At 38.3% G+C, this 14,895-nt stretch carries 14 protein-coding genes and 1 pseudogene; 12 read left to right on the plus strand and 3 right to left on the minus strand.

Annotated features, from left to right (window positions below; all coding sequences use genetic code 11):
- Positions 1-2,348 precede the first annotated feature (2,348 nt).
- The 3 genes from WG932_RS18395 (at position 2,349) to WG932_RS18405 (ending at position 4,056) form a co-directional block, all read left to right on the plus strand.
- Positions 2,349-3,170 carry a phosphotriesterase family protein gene (locus tag WG932_RS18395; RefSeq protein WP_483084939.1) on the plus strand — a complete coding sequence of 274 codons (822 nt, stop codon included), beginning with the start codon at positions 2,349-2,351 and terminating at the stop codon, positions 3,168-3,170.
- On the plus strand, positions 3,155-3,355 hold the full coding sequence (locus WG932_RS18400) for a phosphotriesterase family protein (protein WP_483084940.1): 201 nt from the start codon (positions 3,155-3,157) through the stop codon (positions 3,353-3,355). The genes WG932_RS18395 and WG932_RS18400 overlap by 16 nt, the downstream gene beginning before the upstream one ends.
- Before the next feature lie 95 nt (positions 3,356-3,450).
- Positions 3,451-4,056 (plus strand): hypothetical protein, encoded by a 606-nt coding sequence (locus WG932_RS18405; protein WP_483084941.1) that lies wholly within the window; start codon positions 3,451-3,453, stop codon positions 4,054-4,056.
- Positions 4,057-4,116: 60 nt separating this feature from the next.
- Here the strand turns inward: WG932_RS18405 and WG932_RS18410 are convergent, their stop codons facing one another.
- On the minus strand, positions 4,117-5,877 hold the full coding sequence (locus WG932_RS18410) for a M56 family metallopeptidase (RefSeq protein WP_483084942.1): 1,761 nt from the start codon (positions 5,875-5,877) through the stop codon (positions 4,117-4,119).
- Positions 5,874-6,248, minus strand: coding sequence for a BlaI/MecI/CopY family transcriptional regulator (locus WG932_RS18415; RefSeq protein WP_149395118.1), 375 nt, complete (start codon positions 6,246-6,248; stop codon positions 5,874-5,876). The genes WG932_RS18410 and WG932_RS18415 overlap by 4 nt, the downstream gene beginning before the upstream one ends.
- 147 nt (positions 6,249-6,395) lie before the next feature.
- On the opposite strand from WG932_RS18415, the pseudogene WG932_RS18420 reads away from it, so the two are divergent.
- The 3 genes and pseudogenes from WG932_RS18420 (at position 6,396) to WG932_RS18430 (ending at position 9,934) form a co-directional block, all read left to right on the plus strand.
- Positions 6,396-7,146, plus strand: a pseudogene (locus WG932_RS18420) (NRDE family protein).
- A gap of 375 nt (positions 7,147-7,521) precedes the next feature.
- Positions 7,522-8,625: a site-specific tyrosine recombinase/integron integrase gene (xerA, locus tag WG932_RS18425; protein WP_483084943.1), complete on the plus strand. Its 1,104-nt coding sequence runs from the start codon at positions 7,522-7,524 to the stop codon at positions 8,623-8,625.
- A gap of 256 nt (positions 8,626-8,881) precedes the next feature.
- Positions 8,882-9,934, plus strand: a complete 1,053-nt coding sequence (locus tag WG932_RS18430) for an LLM class flavin-dependent oxidoreductase (RefSeq protein WP_211356948.1) — start codon at positions 8,882-8,884, stop codon at positions 9,932-9,934.
- A gap of 26 nt (positions 9,935-9,960) precedes the next feature.
- Here WG932_RS18430 and WG932_RS18435 read toward each other — a convergent pair whose 3' ends face one another.
- Positions 9,961-10,350 carry a winged helix-turn-helix transcriptional regulator gene (locus WG932_RS18435; protein WP_483084944.1) on the minus strand — a complete coding sequence of 130 codons (390 nt, stop codon included), beginning with the start codon at positions 10,348-10,350 and terminating at the stop codon, positions 9,961-9,963.
- 131 nt (positions 10,351-10,481) lie between these two features.
- On the opposite strand from WG932_RS18435, the gene WG932_RS18440 reads away from it, so the two are divergent.
- From WG932_RS18440 to WG932_RS18465, 6 genes are all read left to right on the plus strand, one after another.
- Positions 10,482-11,363: an SDR family oxidoreductase gene (locus tag WG932_RS18440; protein ID WP_020535373.1), complete on the plus strand. Its 882-nt coding sequence runs from the start codon at positions 10,482-10,484 to the stop codon at positions 11,361-11,363.
- Between the two features lie 140 nt (positions 11,364-11,503).
- Positions 11,504-11,833 (plus strand): DoxX family protein, encoded by a 330-nt coding sequence (locus WG932_RS18445; RefSeq protein ID WP_211213907.1) that lies wholly within the window; start codon positions 11,504-11,506, stop codon positions 11,831-11,833.
- Between the two features lie 82 nt (positions 11,834-11,915).
- Positions 11,916-12,821 carry a dioxygenase family protein gene (locus WG932_RS18450; RefSeq protein WP_483084945.1) on the plus strand — a complete coding sequence of 302 codons (906 nt, stop codon included), beginning with the start codon at positions 11,916-11,918 and terminating at the stop codon, positions 12,819-12,821.
- A 75-nt stretch (positions 12,822-12,896) separates the two neighbouring features.
- Positions 12,897-13,346 carry a PaaI family thioesterase gene (locus tag WG932_RS18455; protein WP_483084946.1) on the plus strand — a complete coding sequence of 150 codons (450 nt, stop codon included), beginning with the start codon at positions 12,897-12,899 and terminating at the stop codon, positions 13,344-13,346.
- A 205-nt stretch (positions 13,347-13,551) separates the two neighbouring features.
- Complete coding sequence (locus WG932_RS18460) at positions 13,552-14,253, plus strand: VIT1/CCC1 transporter family protein (RefSeq protein WP_139067685.1); 702 nt, start codon at positions 13,552-13,554, stop codon at positions 14,251-14,253.
- Positions 14,254-14,272: 19 nt separating this feature from the next.
- Positions 14,273-14,761: a hypothetical protein gene (locus tag WG932_RS18465; RefSeq protein ID WP_483084947.1), complete on the plus strand. Its 489-nt coding sequence runs from the start codon at positions 14,273-14,275 to the stop codon at positions 14,759-14,761.
- Positions 14,762-14,895 lie beyond the last annotated feature (134 nt).

Consider the following 14,895-nt stretch of genomic DNA (forward strand, 5'->3'; position numbering starts at 1 on the left):
ACTAATTTCCATAAGGCCGAAAAAGTAAATAGAATTGAATAAGGTTACGCAGCCAAAGCCATATAGGCTAACTATTTAACCTAGCATAGACTCATTTTCGCCTGACATTACTCCCTATGGTAATACAACCGGCAAGTCTTAACCAACCCAAAAACACCGTAGGTGTGGCATTTTTGTAGACAAGGCTGTGAAGCCTTGGTCAAAGCATGAAGCAAAATCTGATTTTGGCAATATTGTTGCTTTTTTTGCAACAATGCTGACAAAATCTTACCGAAAACAAAATTGAAAAAGTCATACCCCTACCCGAAACCCCTAACCCTGAAAGGGTGACACTATAATAGCCGAGGGTGCCAACCCTCGGAAAATAGGAATACGCACGCCCTGATTTTGGCGGTATTGTTGCTTTTTTTGCAACAATACTGACAAAATCACTTTCGCCCGTAGTTATCCTAATTTCTACCTGTTCATTTTTGGCTTGATCCAAAACGAACCAAAAAATCAAGGCTGTATAAATCTTAACGCAAAATGAATCACTCCCTGGCTAAACAAAAAAATCTGCCGAAAAGGCCTCAAACAGTTTTTTGTTTTTAACGCCATTGAGCAATCCATTTTACTAATTTCCATAAGGCCGAAATAAGTAAATGGAATTGAATAAGGTTACGCAGCTAAAGCCATATAGGCTAACTATTTAACCCAGTATAGACCCATTTTCGCTTAACATTACTCCCTATATTAATATTGACGGCAAAGCCTAACAATTCCCAAAACCCCATAGGGGTGATATTTTTGTAGACAAGGCTGTGAAGCCTTGGTCAAAACAATCGTAACGATAAGATTTTGGCGTGTATTGCTGCTTTTTTTGCAACAATGCCGACAAAATCACCCTGAGAGCCGATTAACAAAAAAGCTATGAAATAAAATCCCATAGCTTTAGTCAATTAACAATAAACCCAAAATAACCTGCTGTAGGAGAAGGAGTCGAACCTCCACGGAGCAGTTAGAAAATACGAGCTCGCTATTTTTCTTTATCCTGTGATCCCCCACCCCCGAGACAGGAGGGCATGTCTGCCAGTTTCATCATCCTACAGTATATATTAGTAATTAAACTTCCGTCCATTACCCAAAGACCTTTTGTCTTTGTTTGATATGTCAAAGGTAATAAAAAGATTATTAAATTAAAATTATGGCAACAAAAATTATATTTATTTACATTATTTTTAATATATAAGTATTTAAATTAACTATTTCATTTTACAGCCACTTCTACAAACCCTTGGATTGAAATATTTGCAAAGGACTATAAGCAAAGCAGGAATCCTTACCATAACCAACAAATCCTTACCGAAAGCAAAGCGTTAATTCCGGAAACATCTTTTAAATTAAAACAACAAAAACCAATACAAAAAAATACCGAACTCAACCTCCCAAACTCCGTAGGAGTGTCATTTTTGTAACCGAGGATACCAACCCCTCGAAAATAGGAATACGCACGCCCTGATTTTGGCGGTGGCTGTTGGCTTTTTTTGCAACAATGCTGACAAAATCTTACCGAAAACAAAATTGAAAAAGTCATATCCCTACCGAAACCCCTAACCCTGAAAGGGTGATACTATAATAGCCGAGGGTACCAACCCTCGGAAAATAGGAATACGCACGTCCTGATTTTGGCGGTATTGTTGCTTTTTTTGCAACAATGCTGACAAAATCACCTTGAGAACCGACAAACAAAAAAAGCTATGAAATAAAATCCCATAGCTTTAGTCAATTAACAATAAACCCAAAATAACCTGCTGTAGGAGAAGGAGTCGAACCTCCACGGAGCAGTTAGGAAAAATACGAGCTCGCTATTTTCTTTATCCTGTGATCTCCACCCCCGAGACAGGAGGGCATGTCTGCCAGTTTCATCATCCTACAGTATATATCAGTAATTAAACTTCCGCTCATTACCCAAAAACCTTTTGTCCTTGTTTGATATGTCAAAGGTAATAAAAAGATTAATTAATTAAAATTATGGCAACAAAAATCACATTAATTTACATTATAATTAACATTATACTTATTTAATTTCACTTTCACTAATTCAAAACATCTTAACTCCACTCTTATTGGAAGATTTGCAAAAAATAAATTGAGCAACCTCGATTCGATCAACGAAACGGTAATTTTTACTTACGAAACACATTTATCTCAAGAATGAAAATCAGGTGCATGGAAAATTCTCCAATCTGTATACAACCAAAATAAAGATAAAACACCTCCACAATCAACCACTTACCATCATAAATCGATACCTTAGAATATTGGTTAATCAAAATGAATCGCCTTATCTCGCCAAAAAAGGACAAACCATGAACAGCACTCTAAAAATCACAATTTTTTCTTTTTGGGTCATTAGCGGATGCTCTTTTCAGAGCAATAATATTGTGATTCAAAGTCTGTCAGGAAAACACCATCCCTTAAAAAATGAAATTTGGCTCTCACACGAACATATTTTGGTGGATTTTATCGGGGCAGATAGCATTGATTATAGTGAATGGAATCATAAACATGTTATTGATGAAATGACACCCTATTTAGAGGAATTGAAGCCTTACAATGTCAGCTATTTTGTGGATGCAACCCCTAACTACCTTGGGAGAGACGTCTTTTTATTGGAAAAAATAGCCAAAAAAACCGGATTAAAAATCCTTACCAATACCGGCTTGTACGGAGCAAGGAATAATCAATTTATTCCGGATTTTGCAAAAGGAATGACAGCCAAAGAATTGTCAGACATGTGGATAAAGGAGTTTACTGATGGCATAGCTGGAAGCTCCATACACCCCGGTTTTATTAAAATTGGAGTTGACAATTCGGATCCATTAAGCCCTATGCACAGCAAGCTGGTAAAAGCTGCTGCCCTAACTCACCTGGAAACAGGCTTGACCATTGCTTCCCATACCGGAGCAGCCAAAGGTTTGTGGCCACAATTGGCGATACTGAATGAACTTCAGATTTCTCCCGAAGCCTTTATCTGGGTACACGCACAATCAGAAACCAATACGGAAGCCTACCTTAAAGCAGCAGATAAGGGATGCTGGATTAGCCTTGACGGTTTGGGGTGGGACCTTGAAAGGCATTTAGAAAAAATAGTTTTTGCCAAAAAAAATGATTTTTGGACCGTATTTTGATTTCCCATGATGCAGGATGGTACGATCCTCAAAAAGACCAGCAAAGCATAAAGGGCTATACCAATATTTTCAGCCAACTTATTCCTGCTTTGAAAGCGCAGGACTTTACGGAGGAGGACATTCAGCTTCTGTTAAGCACAAATCCTTCAAAGGCTTTCTCGATCAAAATCAGAAAAACAAAATGAAGGGTCTCGCAAGTGAAAAGGGCTGAATTTCTTTATTAGACACTAAAAATACGTGCAAGAAAATCCAAAACCACTAATCGCAATCAAATAACCTCATGGATATACCCAAACTTGTTCCCCAACATCCGTTATATTCTACTATTGAAATCCGGTGGTTCTTCAGTTCTCCAATTGAGGAACTATTGAATTTCGTAAAAGAGTTTTCATTGAATAAAAATGAACCTGAAAGCCGTACAGATACTTATTTCCCAATGGCAGACAGACCGGACTTGGGGCTTAAGGTTAGAGATAATATTTACGAGGTAAAACAAAGACGGGAATGGACACTCTCCTTACCGGAATCTCAGCCATTGCCCGGGAAGTTTGAAGCTTGGGACAAATGGTCTTTGGAAAAAATACCCGAGGCTGAGAATAAATTAACCGGATTATCAATATCAAAGAAACGCTGGCTAACATGCCTTGACCAAGCATTTAATGTCAGATCCAATTTCTCAAACCCTCCGCAGGAAATTCAAGTCGAATATACCGAAATCAAAATTGAAGCTACAAATTATTATACTTTTGCCTTGGAAATTTCAGGCCTCCATTCCCCGGAAAAGCTTCTTGAAATTGTCAGAAAAATACCAATCCACCCGAGAATGACCGCAGAAAACTGCTGCAGCTATCCTGCTTTTATTTTGGCAAATGTATTGAAAAAATAATCCCCAGTCATTAGAAAGTATCTCAGGACTGGGGATTACATTATCTTTCAAAGGGCAAATCTATTGTTCCTTTTCCCAATATTCTTTTGCTTGCAATTCCTTCTCCTTCTCCCATGCTTCGATTTTTTCTACATAGGCCTTGGCCCAGGATTCCATCTTTTCTGCATTTTCGGCGGCCCAAACTTCCATTTTCTTTTCAAATTCTTTTATTTTAGGCTCGTTCTCTTTCTGCCAGGCTTCCATTTTTTGCTCAAACTCCTTCATTTTAGGCTGAAATTCTTTTTCCCAGGCTTTCATTTTTCCCTCGAATACCTTTTGGGATTTCTCCATTTTCTTTTGAAGCAACTCTATTTTCCGCTCAAGCTTTTTCTTTTGTTCTTGTGACAAAACGGAGGTATCCCCCTGCAGCATCACTATATTTCTTGCATATACTTGAATACTGTCTCCAAAACCACCCATAATGTTTTGGGTATAATGAATCAAGCTATCATTAAACACCGGAGGACTAAAATTAGCAACAGGAGCAGGACTTAGGTTCAACACAGGCGGTTGTTGGGGTAAGGGTAAACTATCCGAAACCACTGAACGAATACTCGTTGTTACATGATTATTCGAATGAATAACTACTTCTACATCTTCTGAAACTTCTTGATCAAGATCTATAGCCACATCTTTATTGATGACGATCACAGTGTCCTCTACTTCAATGGACTTTGGCAAAGTATCCATCAAAAAGTAAGTGTCGCCATCAAATTTTGATTCCAAGGCTGTGGAAACCCAGCGATCCTGAGTATTTTTAACCTCATTGGCATTGCCGATAAATAATATGGCACTAAATATTAGGGTAAGTATCATTGTCTTAGTGATTAACGGTGAATTGGAAAACCGGGCAGGTTCATTGCCCAGCATCCTTTTGATTCTATTGAGTAAAGGAAAATTGGAGGAATGTGCCGCCATGGCCAATTCAGGGGATTCCTCCACGGCATCATTGGCAACAATTGCCAAGGCATTGGCTAAATCAATTGCTTTGACCCCCGCCTGAATTGCGATATCATCTGCAATATGCTCTCTCGCTTCTTTCACCAGTCCATTGACCCACCAAAATGCAGGATGGTAAAAAAACAAGATCTCTAACACAGACTGCATCAGGTTGACTGCAAAATCATGCCTGCGGATATGGGCCAACTCATGCGCAATTATGGCCTCCAATTGCACCGGAGACAATTGCATGATCAAACCCAATGGAAGCAAGACAATCGGCTTGAAAAAACCATAGGTGATGGGTACAGAAATTTCTGAACTTATCCTGAAATCCACCGGTAAACTTAGAGCCAATCGGGCTTTTATGGTTTCGATGGCCTGAAGGATATTTTGCGGCACACTTTGGTGAGACCTGGCCTTTAATTGCTTCAAGGCAACAAAATTCCCCAGGTGCCTTACAAAATAAAATACAACACCAATTACCCAAAAATAAACCAGGTAAGGTAATACATAGGCTATTCTCCCTGATAAATAGGCCGGCCAATGCATTTCACCTGCAACAGGCTGAGCACTTGCCTGGATTTGACTGCTGAATACCAAGGCTTCCTGGCCTTCATCTTGAAAGGAGTGAAATTCCATTATGAAGGTTCCTACAAACATGCAGCACATCACTCCCAAACCACCCAATCCAAGCATGTATTTTTTCTGTGGACTATTTAAGAATTTAAACCTAAAGAGCAACCACATCACTGCTGCTACGAAGAGCAACTGCCAAAGTGAATGGGCCAAAGCCCAACCCAAAGCTTCAGGTAAACGCGATACAATCCATTCGGTATTCATTGTGTATCATTTTCTATTTTATCCAAAAACGCACGAATCTCTTTGATTTCCTCCTTGGAAGGCTCGCTCTGACCCAAGGCTTGCATGACCAACTTCTTTGCTGATCCACCAAATGCTTTCCCTATAAAATTTCTAACCAAAGATTGCTGGGTATCTTCCTGGGAGATCAAAGCACTGTAAATATGACTTCTTTTCTCCTCGTCTCTTGCCAACAATCCCTTGGCATGCATGTTTTGCATGGTTTTTAATGTAGTCGTATAGCCGGTTTCCTTGGTCAAAGACAATTCTTCATGCACCTGCCGTACACTTGCTTGCTCCTTTTCCCAAAGAATGGCCAATATCTCTAATTCTGCTGCTGTAGGCTTGTCCATAGTATTGTTATACGATTTATTTCGTATCAAATATATACGACAAAATTCGTAATTGCAAATTATATACGATTTTAATCGTAATTAAATATTGTTAAAAATAATTTTGAATGGTTTTCCCTTTCCGGGGGAGCTGATTAATTTTACACCATGTGCTTACTGACATTTAGCTGGAATCAGCATCCCGAATACAAACTTATTTTGGTTGCCAACAGGGATGAATACTTTAATCGTCCGACCAAAGGCCTCCACCAATGGGACAATGGGATTTATGCCGGAAAGGATTTAAAGGGAGGAGGCACATGGTTGGGTTTCCATACCAATGGTAAATTTGCGGCCTTAACCAATTATAGAGATCCCCAAAATGACAAGCCATTAAGCAAAACTAGGGGTGAATTGGTAACCAACTTTTTAAATGGAAGCCAATCTCCCAAGGACTATTTGAAGCAAATAGAAGAAAAAAGAAAGACTACAATGGTTTCAATCTCTTGGTGGCCGAAAAGAAAGAACTGTTGGTATTTTCCAACTATGGAGGGGGCGTCCAACAGGTACCTCCGGGTATCCATGGGCTTTCCAATGCTTTTCTAAACACCCCTGGCCAAAAGTAGAAGCTGCCAAAGCAGATCTTAAAAAGTTACTGGAGCATAAATCCCCAAAGCTGGATGATTTGTTGACCTTATTACAATCAAAGGAGAAAGCCCCTATCGAATTACTTCCGGATACCGGTATTCCTATGGACTTGGAACAAACCATTTCTTCACAATTTATTCGGGTAGAAGATTACTATGGCACCGTCAATACTACAGCCCTGTGCTGGGGCCATGATGGCACCGTTTCCATCAAAGAAGTAAGGACCATACCGGAAAAAGAAGTCAATGAAAGTACTTTTGTGAGTTGGTAAACGGCAAAACCCTGCAATAAAATTAATATATAAAAAATTGTATCGGTTCAAATTTGACCGAATACCTCCATTTTATTCTAAACAGAAATAATGCCTTTCAAATTAATTGAGCTGGTCTTTAATCCGGATTGGGCTGCCCCCTATATTGCTTTCAATGGAAAGGAAGTCTCAAAACCACAATGGGGTTACAACTTTTAGGAAGATTCCAGCGCGTAATAAAAGCACCAATTTCGGGTTAAACGAAGAAACAAGCCCCTATAGTGGGCAGGAAAAGAATTTTTAGAATCAATTTCAAACGGTTTTGGTAGTAGGAAAATTCTGAATTTTGTATCTTGGAGTAAATATTTTTTCAACCCAATGTGGAAAACCATAATTTTGAAAAACGATAGGTTTCAAAAGCTGCCTATCATACGCTTGGAATTCCCTTATGATTTCGAATTAAAAGAGATTGTTAAAGGATTTCCGGAATGCAAATGGTACCTCAAAGAGCGGGTTTGGGCAGTTCCTTATACACCGACTCAAGTGTCTGAATTATTACAGTATTTTAAAGAGAAAAAGATTTGGTTGGATTACAGCCGGATACAGAAAGTAGATTTACCGGACAAACATCCTGAACTACCTCAATTGGATGCACCTTTACATTCAGAGATTCGGCGATTTAAGGATTGGCTTCGCAATAGGCGGTATTCCGAAGCAACGATCAAATCCTATTCTGAGGCAGTGGCGTTTTTTTTCAGGTTTTTGAATAACAAGCCACCCGGTTCTATTACCAATGAGGATTTGGAGATCTTTAACAGGGATTACATCATCAGAAGAAAGTATTCCGTTTCCTACCAATCTCAAGTAATCAATGGCGTAAAATTATTTTTCAATATATTGGAAGAGCGGGTGTTAGACCCAGAAATTATTAAACGTCCAAAGAAAGCAAAGAGTCTGCCTAATGTATTAAGTAAGCAAGAAGTGAAGGATATTTTACAGGCCTTATCCAATCTTAAGCACCGTTTTATGTTGGTGCTGCTTTATTCATGTGGACTAAGAAGGAGCGAAATATTAAACCTACAGATTGAGCACATTCAATACGATAGGGGTATGATTTTGGTTAAAAATAGTAAAGGCAAAAAAGATAGGGTAGTCCGGTTTCCTGAGATATTACATGATTTGTATGGGGAGTATTTAAAAGCCTATCAGCCAAAGAAATACCTGATCGAGGGAAGAGGAGGAGGGCAATACAGTGCCAGGAGCCTGGCAGAAGTATTAAAAGCTGCGGTGGAAAAGGCAGGCATTAAAAAGCCGGTCACACCGCATTGGTTGAGACATTCTTATGCCACACATCTGCATGAAGGGGGTACGGATATACGGTATATCCAAGAGCTACTGGGCCACCAGAGCAGTAAAACCACAGAGATTTATACACATGTAAGTAATCGAGAAATGAGAGAGATCAGAAGTCCAATAGAGGATATGGACATAAAAATATAAAGTGAAATAAAACTACACAATTTCAACCAAATAAGGATATATTGTGCAATAAAACTGCGCATATAAACAAGTTACCTGCAAGCTAAAAAAATAAAACTCAAAGGAATTATGGAACTAAACATTGAATTTTTTATTGTGTAAAAAACGCATCCAGAAACTGCTTTGGAAGTGAAAGAAGGAAAAATATGCACGCTAGATAAGTAATGTAAATAATATCAACCACAATAGTGAAGCACCGCTAGCATTATAATAAAGTATGAAAAAGAAAATTGAATATGGCATTTCCACCTTTGCCGATGTTATGCCTGACCCACATACGGGCAGAACTATATCACAAGCAGAACGCATTCGACAAGTGGTTGATGACATTGTATTGGCTGACAAGTTGGGAGTTGACTTTTATGGCGTAGGCGAGCATCATAGACGAGAATTTGCGGCTTCATCGCCAGCGATAGTGTTGGCTGCGGCTGCGGGAAATACCAAACACATTACATTGGGTAGTACCGTCACCGTTTTATCGACCAGCGATCCCATTCGTGTGTATCAGGACTTTGCTACAATTGATGCCATCAGTAATGGACGAGCAGAATTATTGGTTGGTCGTGGTGCATTTACCGAATCATTTCCTTTGTTTGGTTTCGACCTCAATCAATACGACTTATTGTTTGATGAACGACTTGAATTGTTACTTAAAGCAAGAGATAACGAATTTGTTACGTGGAGGGGAAAAACAAGAAGTCCGATTGACAACTTAGGCGTTTATCCACGTACCGAAAAACCATTGAACATATCTATGGCCTTGGGTGGTTCGCGGAGTACAGTCATTAAAGCGGCAAAACTTGGACTTCCCGTGGTTTTAGCTATGTTGGGTGGCAATATTGTTGATTTCTGTAATTACGCAAAATTGTATCGCGCGGTAGCACAAGAAAGTGGGCACGATTCGGATAAATTAAAATTCAGCGTTCACGCACACGGTTTTGTGCTTAACAACAGCAAAGAAACTGCCGACACATTTTTTCCATACATACAGTATTACAGAAATCACTTATTGGGAGAACGTGGTTTTCCGCCTTACACCAGAAGCGATTTTGATTACGCACGTTCCTCAGGACAAGGATTATTTGTAGGTGGACCCGAAGAAGTAGCTGACAAAATTATGTTGCTTATAAACCATTTGAACATTGACAGGTTTATAATTCAAATGCCTTTGGCAACTATGCCTCACGATATAGTTAAAGAAGCAATAAGCGTTTATGCGACAAAAGTAATTCCGCTTGTTAAAGAAAAGATTAAAGCGGGAACTATTTAAGGGCACCTCTAAAAACCACCACTTTGTTAAACACTGACAGTTTCCGCAACCTTCTCCTTTTTTCCGATAACCATTTTGCGGTGTTGCAAGCCCCATGCTATCATAGCATCCAAAACCGTATTGAGGGTGTTTCCCGATTCTGTCAGTTCATACTCTACTGTAACAGGTATGGTATTATAAACAGTGCGGGTTACAATGCCGTTGACTTCCAGGTCTTTCAGCTCTTTGGAAAGCATACGGGGCGTGATTTTAGGAATTTCCCTTTCCAATTCCTTGAAGCGTTTTTTGCCATAGAGCAAAGAACCTATTATCGGCAATTTCCATTTGCCGTTCAACACGTTCATCGTGTCGTTTACGGCTAAAACAAACTCTCCCGAACACTTCTTTACACTTTCTAATTGTGATATTCTGCTCATTTTATCCTGTTTATGCTTATGCTATACTAAAGTATAGTAATATACTATGGTATAATAGTTACTAAAGTATAGCAAAAGTAACTATATTTGCACAGTTAAAAAAATGTGTCACTAAAAAAAATAAAATCATTATGAATAAAGTATTAATTACGGGAGCAACAGGACAGCTAGGGAAGTCAACAATTAACTTTCTGCTTGAAAAAGGTGTTGCAGCAAATCAAATTTCAGCTTTGGCAAGAGATGAAGCAAAGGCAGCAGAATTAAAATCTAAGGGTGTAGATGTAAAAATAGGCAACTATGATGATTTTGATTCCCTTCGCTCTGCTATGCAAGGCGTAGAAACTTTGCTACTAATTTCTTCAAGCGAAATGACAAAAAGCAGAGCGGTGCAGCACATCAATGCGATCAAAGCTGCAAAAGAAAGTGGTGTGAAGCATATCATCTATACGGGCTTTATGAGAACCCATGACGACCCTAAATCTCCGCTTTGGTTTATTACCGAGGATCATGTGAAAACCGAAAAATACCTTAAAGAATCAGGCATTACTTATACTCTTTTTGCAAACGCTTTTTATTTGGATATGCTAATGGATTTTGTAGGTGAACAGGTATTAGAAACCAAAACCATTTTTGTTCCGGCAGGTGATGGAAAAATAAATTTTGTACTTCGTAACGAAATTGCAGAAGCACTTGCTAATGTGTTAACTACGGGCGGTCACGAAAATAAAACATACAACATTGGAATTGAGCAACCAGTGTCGTTTGGAGAAGTTGCGAAGTACATTTCTGATATTACCGGAGTTGCGATAAACTATGTTTCTCCCGAACAAGAAGAATATCAGCAAACCTTAATGCAATATGGTGTTCCTGAGATGTATGCACGCATGTTTGCAGCATTTGCAGTTGCTTTTGCAGCGGATACTATGAATGTTCCTACAACTGAATTAACTCAACTACTCGGTCGTAAACCAACTTCAGTTCAAGAATTTCTCTTAGCTAAATTTAAAAAATAAAAAGGTTGTCTGACAATTTTTGTAGAGGATTGTCAAGTAGGAAAACAGTTCACTCCTTTGGGGTTTATTATCAATGATTTACAAACTCCTATAATCAATCCATCCTCAAACCACAAAAATTGTCAGACAACCAATAAAATATGACAATTAAAAACAATAAAACACTAAACATAGCCTTGTGGGTAGCACAAGCATTACTAGCAGCCATGTTTTTAATGGCAGGTGCTATGAAGTCAACTCAACCCATTGAAGAACTTGGAAAATCAATGCCTTGGGTAAATGACTTTTCTGTGGTTTTTGTCAGGTTCATTGGTATTTCTGAATTGCTTGGCGGTATCGGACTTTTACTGCCTGCCTTATTGCGCATTAAACCATTTTTTACGCCTTTGGCAGCGTTGGGTCTTTATGGTTATGGTGTTCGCTTTTATATATCATATAACCAAAGGCGAATATCAAGTATTAGGCTTTAATTTGATTTTAGGAGCAATAGCACTTTTCATTGCATGGGGCAGGTATAAAAAAGTACCTATTCAACCCAAACTATAAATTACTATGGAACGCAAAAAATTTCTTCAATCAATTTTAGCCTTAACCGCAATGGGAACATTAAGCAGCCTTAAAAATTTTACTGACACACTTCCTTCACAGAGTAAAAAAATGCCGGTGCTGTTTACCTCACACGGAAACCCGATGGACATCCCGGTTTCAAGAAGTGAAAGGGAATTTTGGCAAAAACTTTATGACTTAGGGATTAATCTTCAAAAAAATTATGAAGTAAAAGCTGCATTGGTCGTATCAGCACATTGGTGTACTAAAGGTACATTCGTAAATGTTTCTCCTGATCAAAAACAGATTTACGACTACTATGGTTTTCCAGAAGAATACTACAAAGTGTATTACAATGCCAAAGGTTCGCCCGAAATTGCTCACGAAGTAAAGAAAATTGTTCCTTCCGTTTCCCAAACAACGGAATGGGGTTTAGACCACGGTGCGTGGCCAATGCTGATGCACTTATTTCCAGATGCCAATATTCCTGTTTTTCAGCTAAGTATTGACTATTACGCCAAGCCCGAATATCATTATGAGTTGGGCAAACAACTAAAATCATTGCGAAACAAAGGGGTTTTAATAATTGGTAGCGGTGCACTTATCCATAATTTGCCATTGGCAATGCAAAAAATGCGCACAAACAATACAACTCCTTATGGCTGGGAGGCAGAATACGATGCTTGGATTAAACAACAAATTGATTCCCGAAACTTTGCCAATCTCATTAATTACCAAAACAGTCATAAATTAGGGAAATTAGCCGCTCCTACTCCCGACCACTACGTTCCTGTACTTTACAGTTTGGGACTTATAGATAAGACAGATGAAATCAAGCATTTTTCGAAGGTGAACCAACTATTCCAGCTTTTAGTGAACGTAGTTTTATTATTGAATCCTGAATTAAAATAGAAACACCTACTTATGTAAATACTAATATGAAGGTAGAAATTTGGAGCGATGTGAAAAAATATAAACTAGAATGAAATGACAGTACAAAACAATGAATTTTTTAAACAAGTAATTGAACAAAATATTCCAATTCATAAATTTTTAGGACTGAAATTATTAGTCCTCGAAAATGGATTTGTAAGAGTTAGCGTTCCCTTTAGAGACGAAGTGGTCGGTGATTTTAGAAGAAACAGATGGCACGGAGGAATTATTGCAACAATAATGGATTCTGTTGGAGGAATTGCGGGCGGAACTCACTTTAAATCTTTTGAGGATAAATTAGTAACAATTGATATAAGAATAGATTATTTAAAAGGCGCAGAAGCATCGTCAATAATTGTAGAAGGCAAAATTGTTAGATTTGGAAATAGAATACTTGTAACGAAAATGAAAGCCTTCCAAAATGATGAACTAATTGCAGAAGGAAAAGGTGTTTATAATTTTTTCCAAAAGATAATCCGACAGAAAAGTAAAAATGTTTTCTAAAATAGAGAAGAGAATATAAACTGAAATAAAAATAGCCAGCAGGTAACAGCGTGTATAAGAAATAGCGGTTTTAGTGCTAAATCAAAGGTCTGTGCTTTTAATAAAAGTCAGTGCCAAACTGAAAGTGAAGTGCTTTTTAATCCGCTACTTCTCATACACGCAAAACGTTGGCAGTAATTTCAAAAGACAGACTAACAACAACAAAATGATAACAATTGACAATTATTTAGACAGTCATTATATACACCGTAGTAATTGGTTAAGAGCAGCAGTGCTTGGAGCAAATGACGGAATTATATCAATATCAAGTCTTGCAATCGGAGTTGCAACTGCAAGCACGACAAGAGACCCTATTCTTTTAGCGACTGTTGCAGGACTTGTGGCAGGAGCACTTTCTATGGCAGCAGGCGAATATGTTTCTGTTAGCTCTCAAACAGACATTGAAAAAGCAGATATTGAAAGAGAAAAAGACGAACTGAAAAAAATGCCCGAAGCGGAATTGAAAATACTTGGAGAGATTTATGAAAAACGTGGACTGAAAAAGGAAACTGCTTTACAAGTAGCAAAAGAGTTAACAGAATCAGATGCTTTGGGGACACACATTCGGGATGAATTAGGAATTAACGAAATTAGTCAAGCAAACCCAATTCAAGCCGCTTTTGCTTCGGGTGCAGCTTTTACGATTGGTGGACTTCTGCCCCTATTGGTTACACTCTTTGCCCCTGTCGAAACAATGGAGTATTTTCTTTACGGGTTTACAATTTTATCTCTAATTATACTTGGTGCAGTTTCGGCAAAGACAGGTGGTTCAAGCATAGGCAAAGCAGTGATAAGAATTGTAATTTGGGGAACAATTGCAATGGGTTTATCCGCTTTAGTTGGATACATTTTTGGCGTTAATGTATAATCTTAAAAAAATAAAAAATATGAACGAAGCACATTTTCATTTAGTGGTAAATCATTTACCCATCATTTTCCCAATTGTAGCAGTAATCATTATGATTACAGGTTTGATATACAAATCAGATGCAGTAAAGCGAACGGCATTTCTGATTTTTATAATTGGTTCTTTGACTTCAATTGCAGCTATGACAAGCGGAGAAGGAGCAGAAGAAATTGTTGAGAACATTAGCGGTGTGACAGAAAACTTCATTGAAAGACACGAAAAGTCGGCAGAACTTTTCTCAATTCTAACTTACATTTTAGGTGGACTTTCATTACTCGGACTTTGGGCAAGCATTAAACAAAAATCATTTTCAAACTTCTTAAATATTGGAATTTTGATTTTTGCCCTTGTAGTTATCTATTTCGGCAAAGAGACCGGAACAACAGGTGGTGAAATACAACACACGGAAATAAGACCGGATTATCAATATCCAGCGCCAATCAAAAAGAATGATACCGAAGATGACTAGGAAAAAACTACTGCCAACATCACCTATACGCAAGCAGGGGTTTTAGTGCTTCGTAGGACAGGAAAGTAGCAAATTTGAAGTTAAGTTATTCGTAGCCAGTTCAGTGGGTAAATTCCCTGCCTGCGTATAGCTGC

Source organism: Cyclobacterium sp. SOCE241 (assembly GCF_056867545.1).

Coding starts and splice junctions, on each gene's coding strand:
- WG932_RS18460 (WP_139067685.1), top strand. CDS start 13,552: ATGATAACAATTGACAATTATTTAGACAGTCATTATATACACCGTAGT.
- WG932_RS18450 (WP_483084945.1), top strand. CDS start 11,916: ATGGAACGCAAAAAATTTCTTCAATCAATTTTAGCCTTAACCGCAATG.
- WG932_RS18395 (WP_483084939.1), top strand. CDS start 2,349: ATGAACAGCACTCTAAAAATCACAATTTTTTCTTTTTGGGTCATTAGC.
- WG932_RS18405 (WP_483084941.1), top strand. CDS start 3,451: ATGGATATACCCAAACTTGTTCCCCAACATCCGTTATATTCTACTATT.
- WG932_RS18440 (WP_020535373.1), top strand. CDS start 10,482: ATGAATAAAGTATTAATTACGGGAGCAACAGGACAGCTAGGGAAGTCA.
- WG932_RS18430 (WP_211356948.1), top strand. CDS start 8,882: ATGAAAAAGAAAATTGAATATGGCATTTCCACCTTTGCCGATGTTATG.
- WG932_RS18415 (WP_149395118.1), bottom strand. CDS start 6,248: ATGGACAAGCCTACAGCAGCAGAATTAGAGATATTGGCCATTCTTTGG.
- WG932_RS18455 (WP_483084946.1), top strand. CDS start 12,897: ATGACAGTACAAAACAATGAATTTTTTAAACAAGTAATTGAACAAAAT.
- WG932_RS18445 (WP_211213907.1), top strand. CDS start 11,504: ATGACAATTAAAAACAATAAAACACTAAACATAGCCTTGTGGGTAGCA.
- WG932_RS18465 (WP_483084947.1), top strand. CDS start 14,273: ATGAACGAAGCACATTTTCATTTAGTGGTAAATCATTTACCCATCATT.
- WG932_RS18410 (WP_483084942.1), bottom strand. CDS start 5,877: ATGAATACCGAATGGATTGTATCGCGTTTACCTGAAGCTTTGGGTTGG.
- WG932_RS18435 (WP_483084944.1), bottom strand. CDS start 10,350: ATGAGCAGAATATCACAATTAGAAAGTGTAAAGAAGTGTTCGGGAGAG.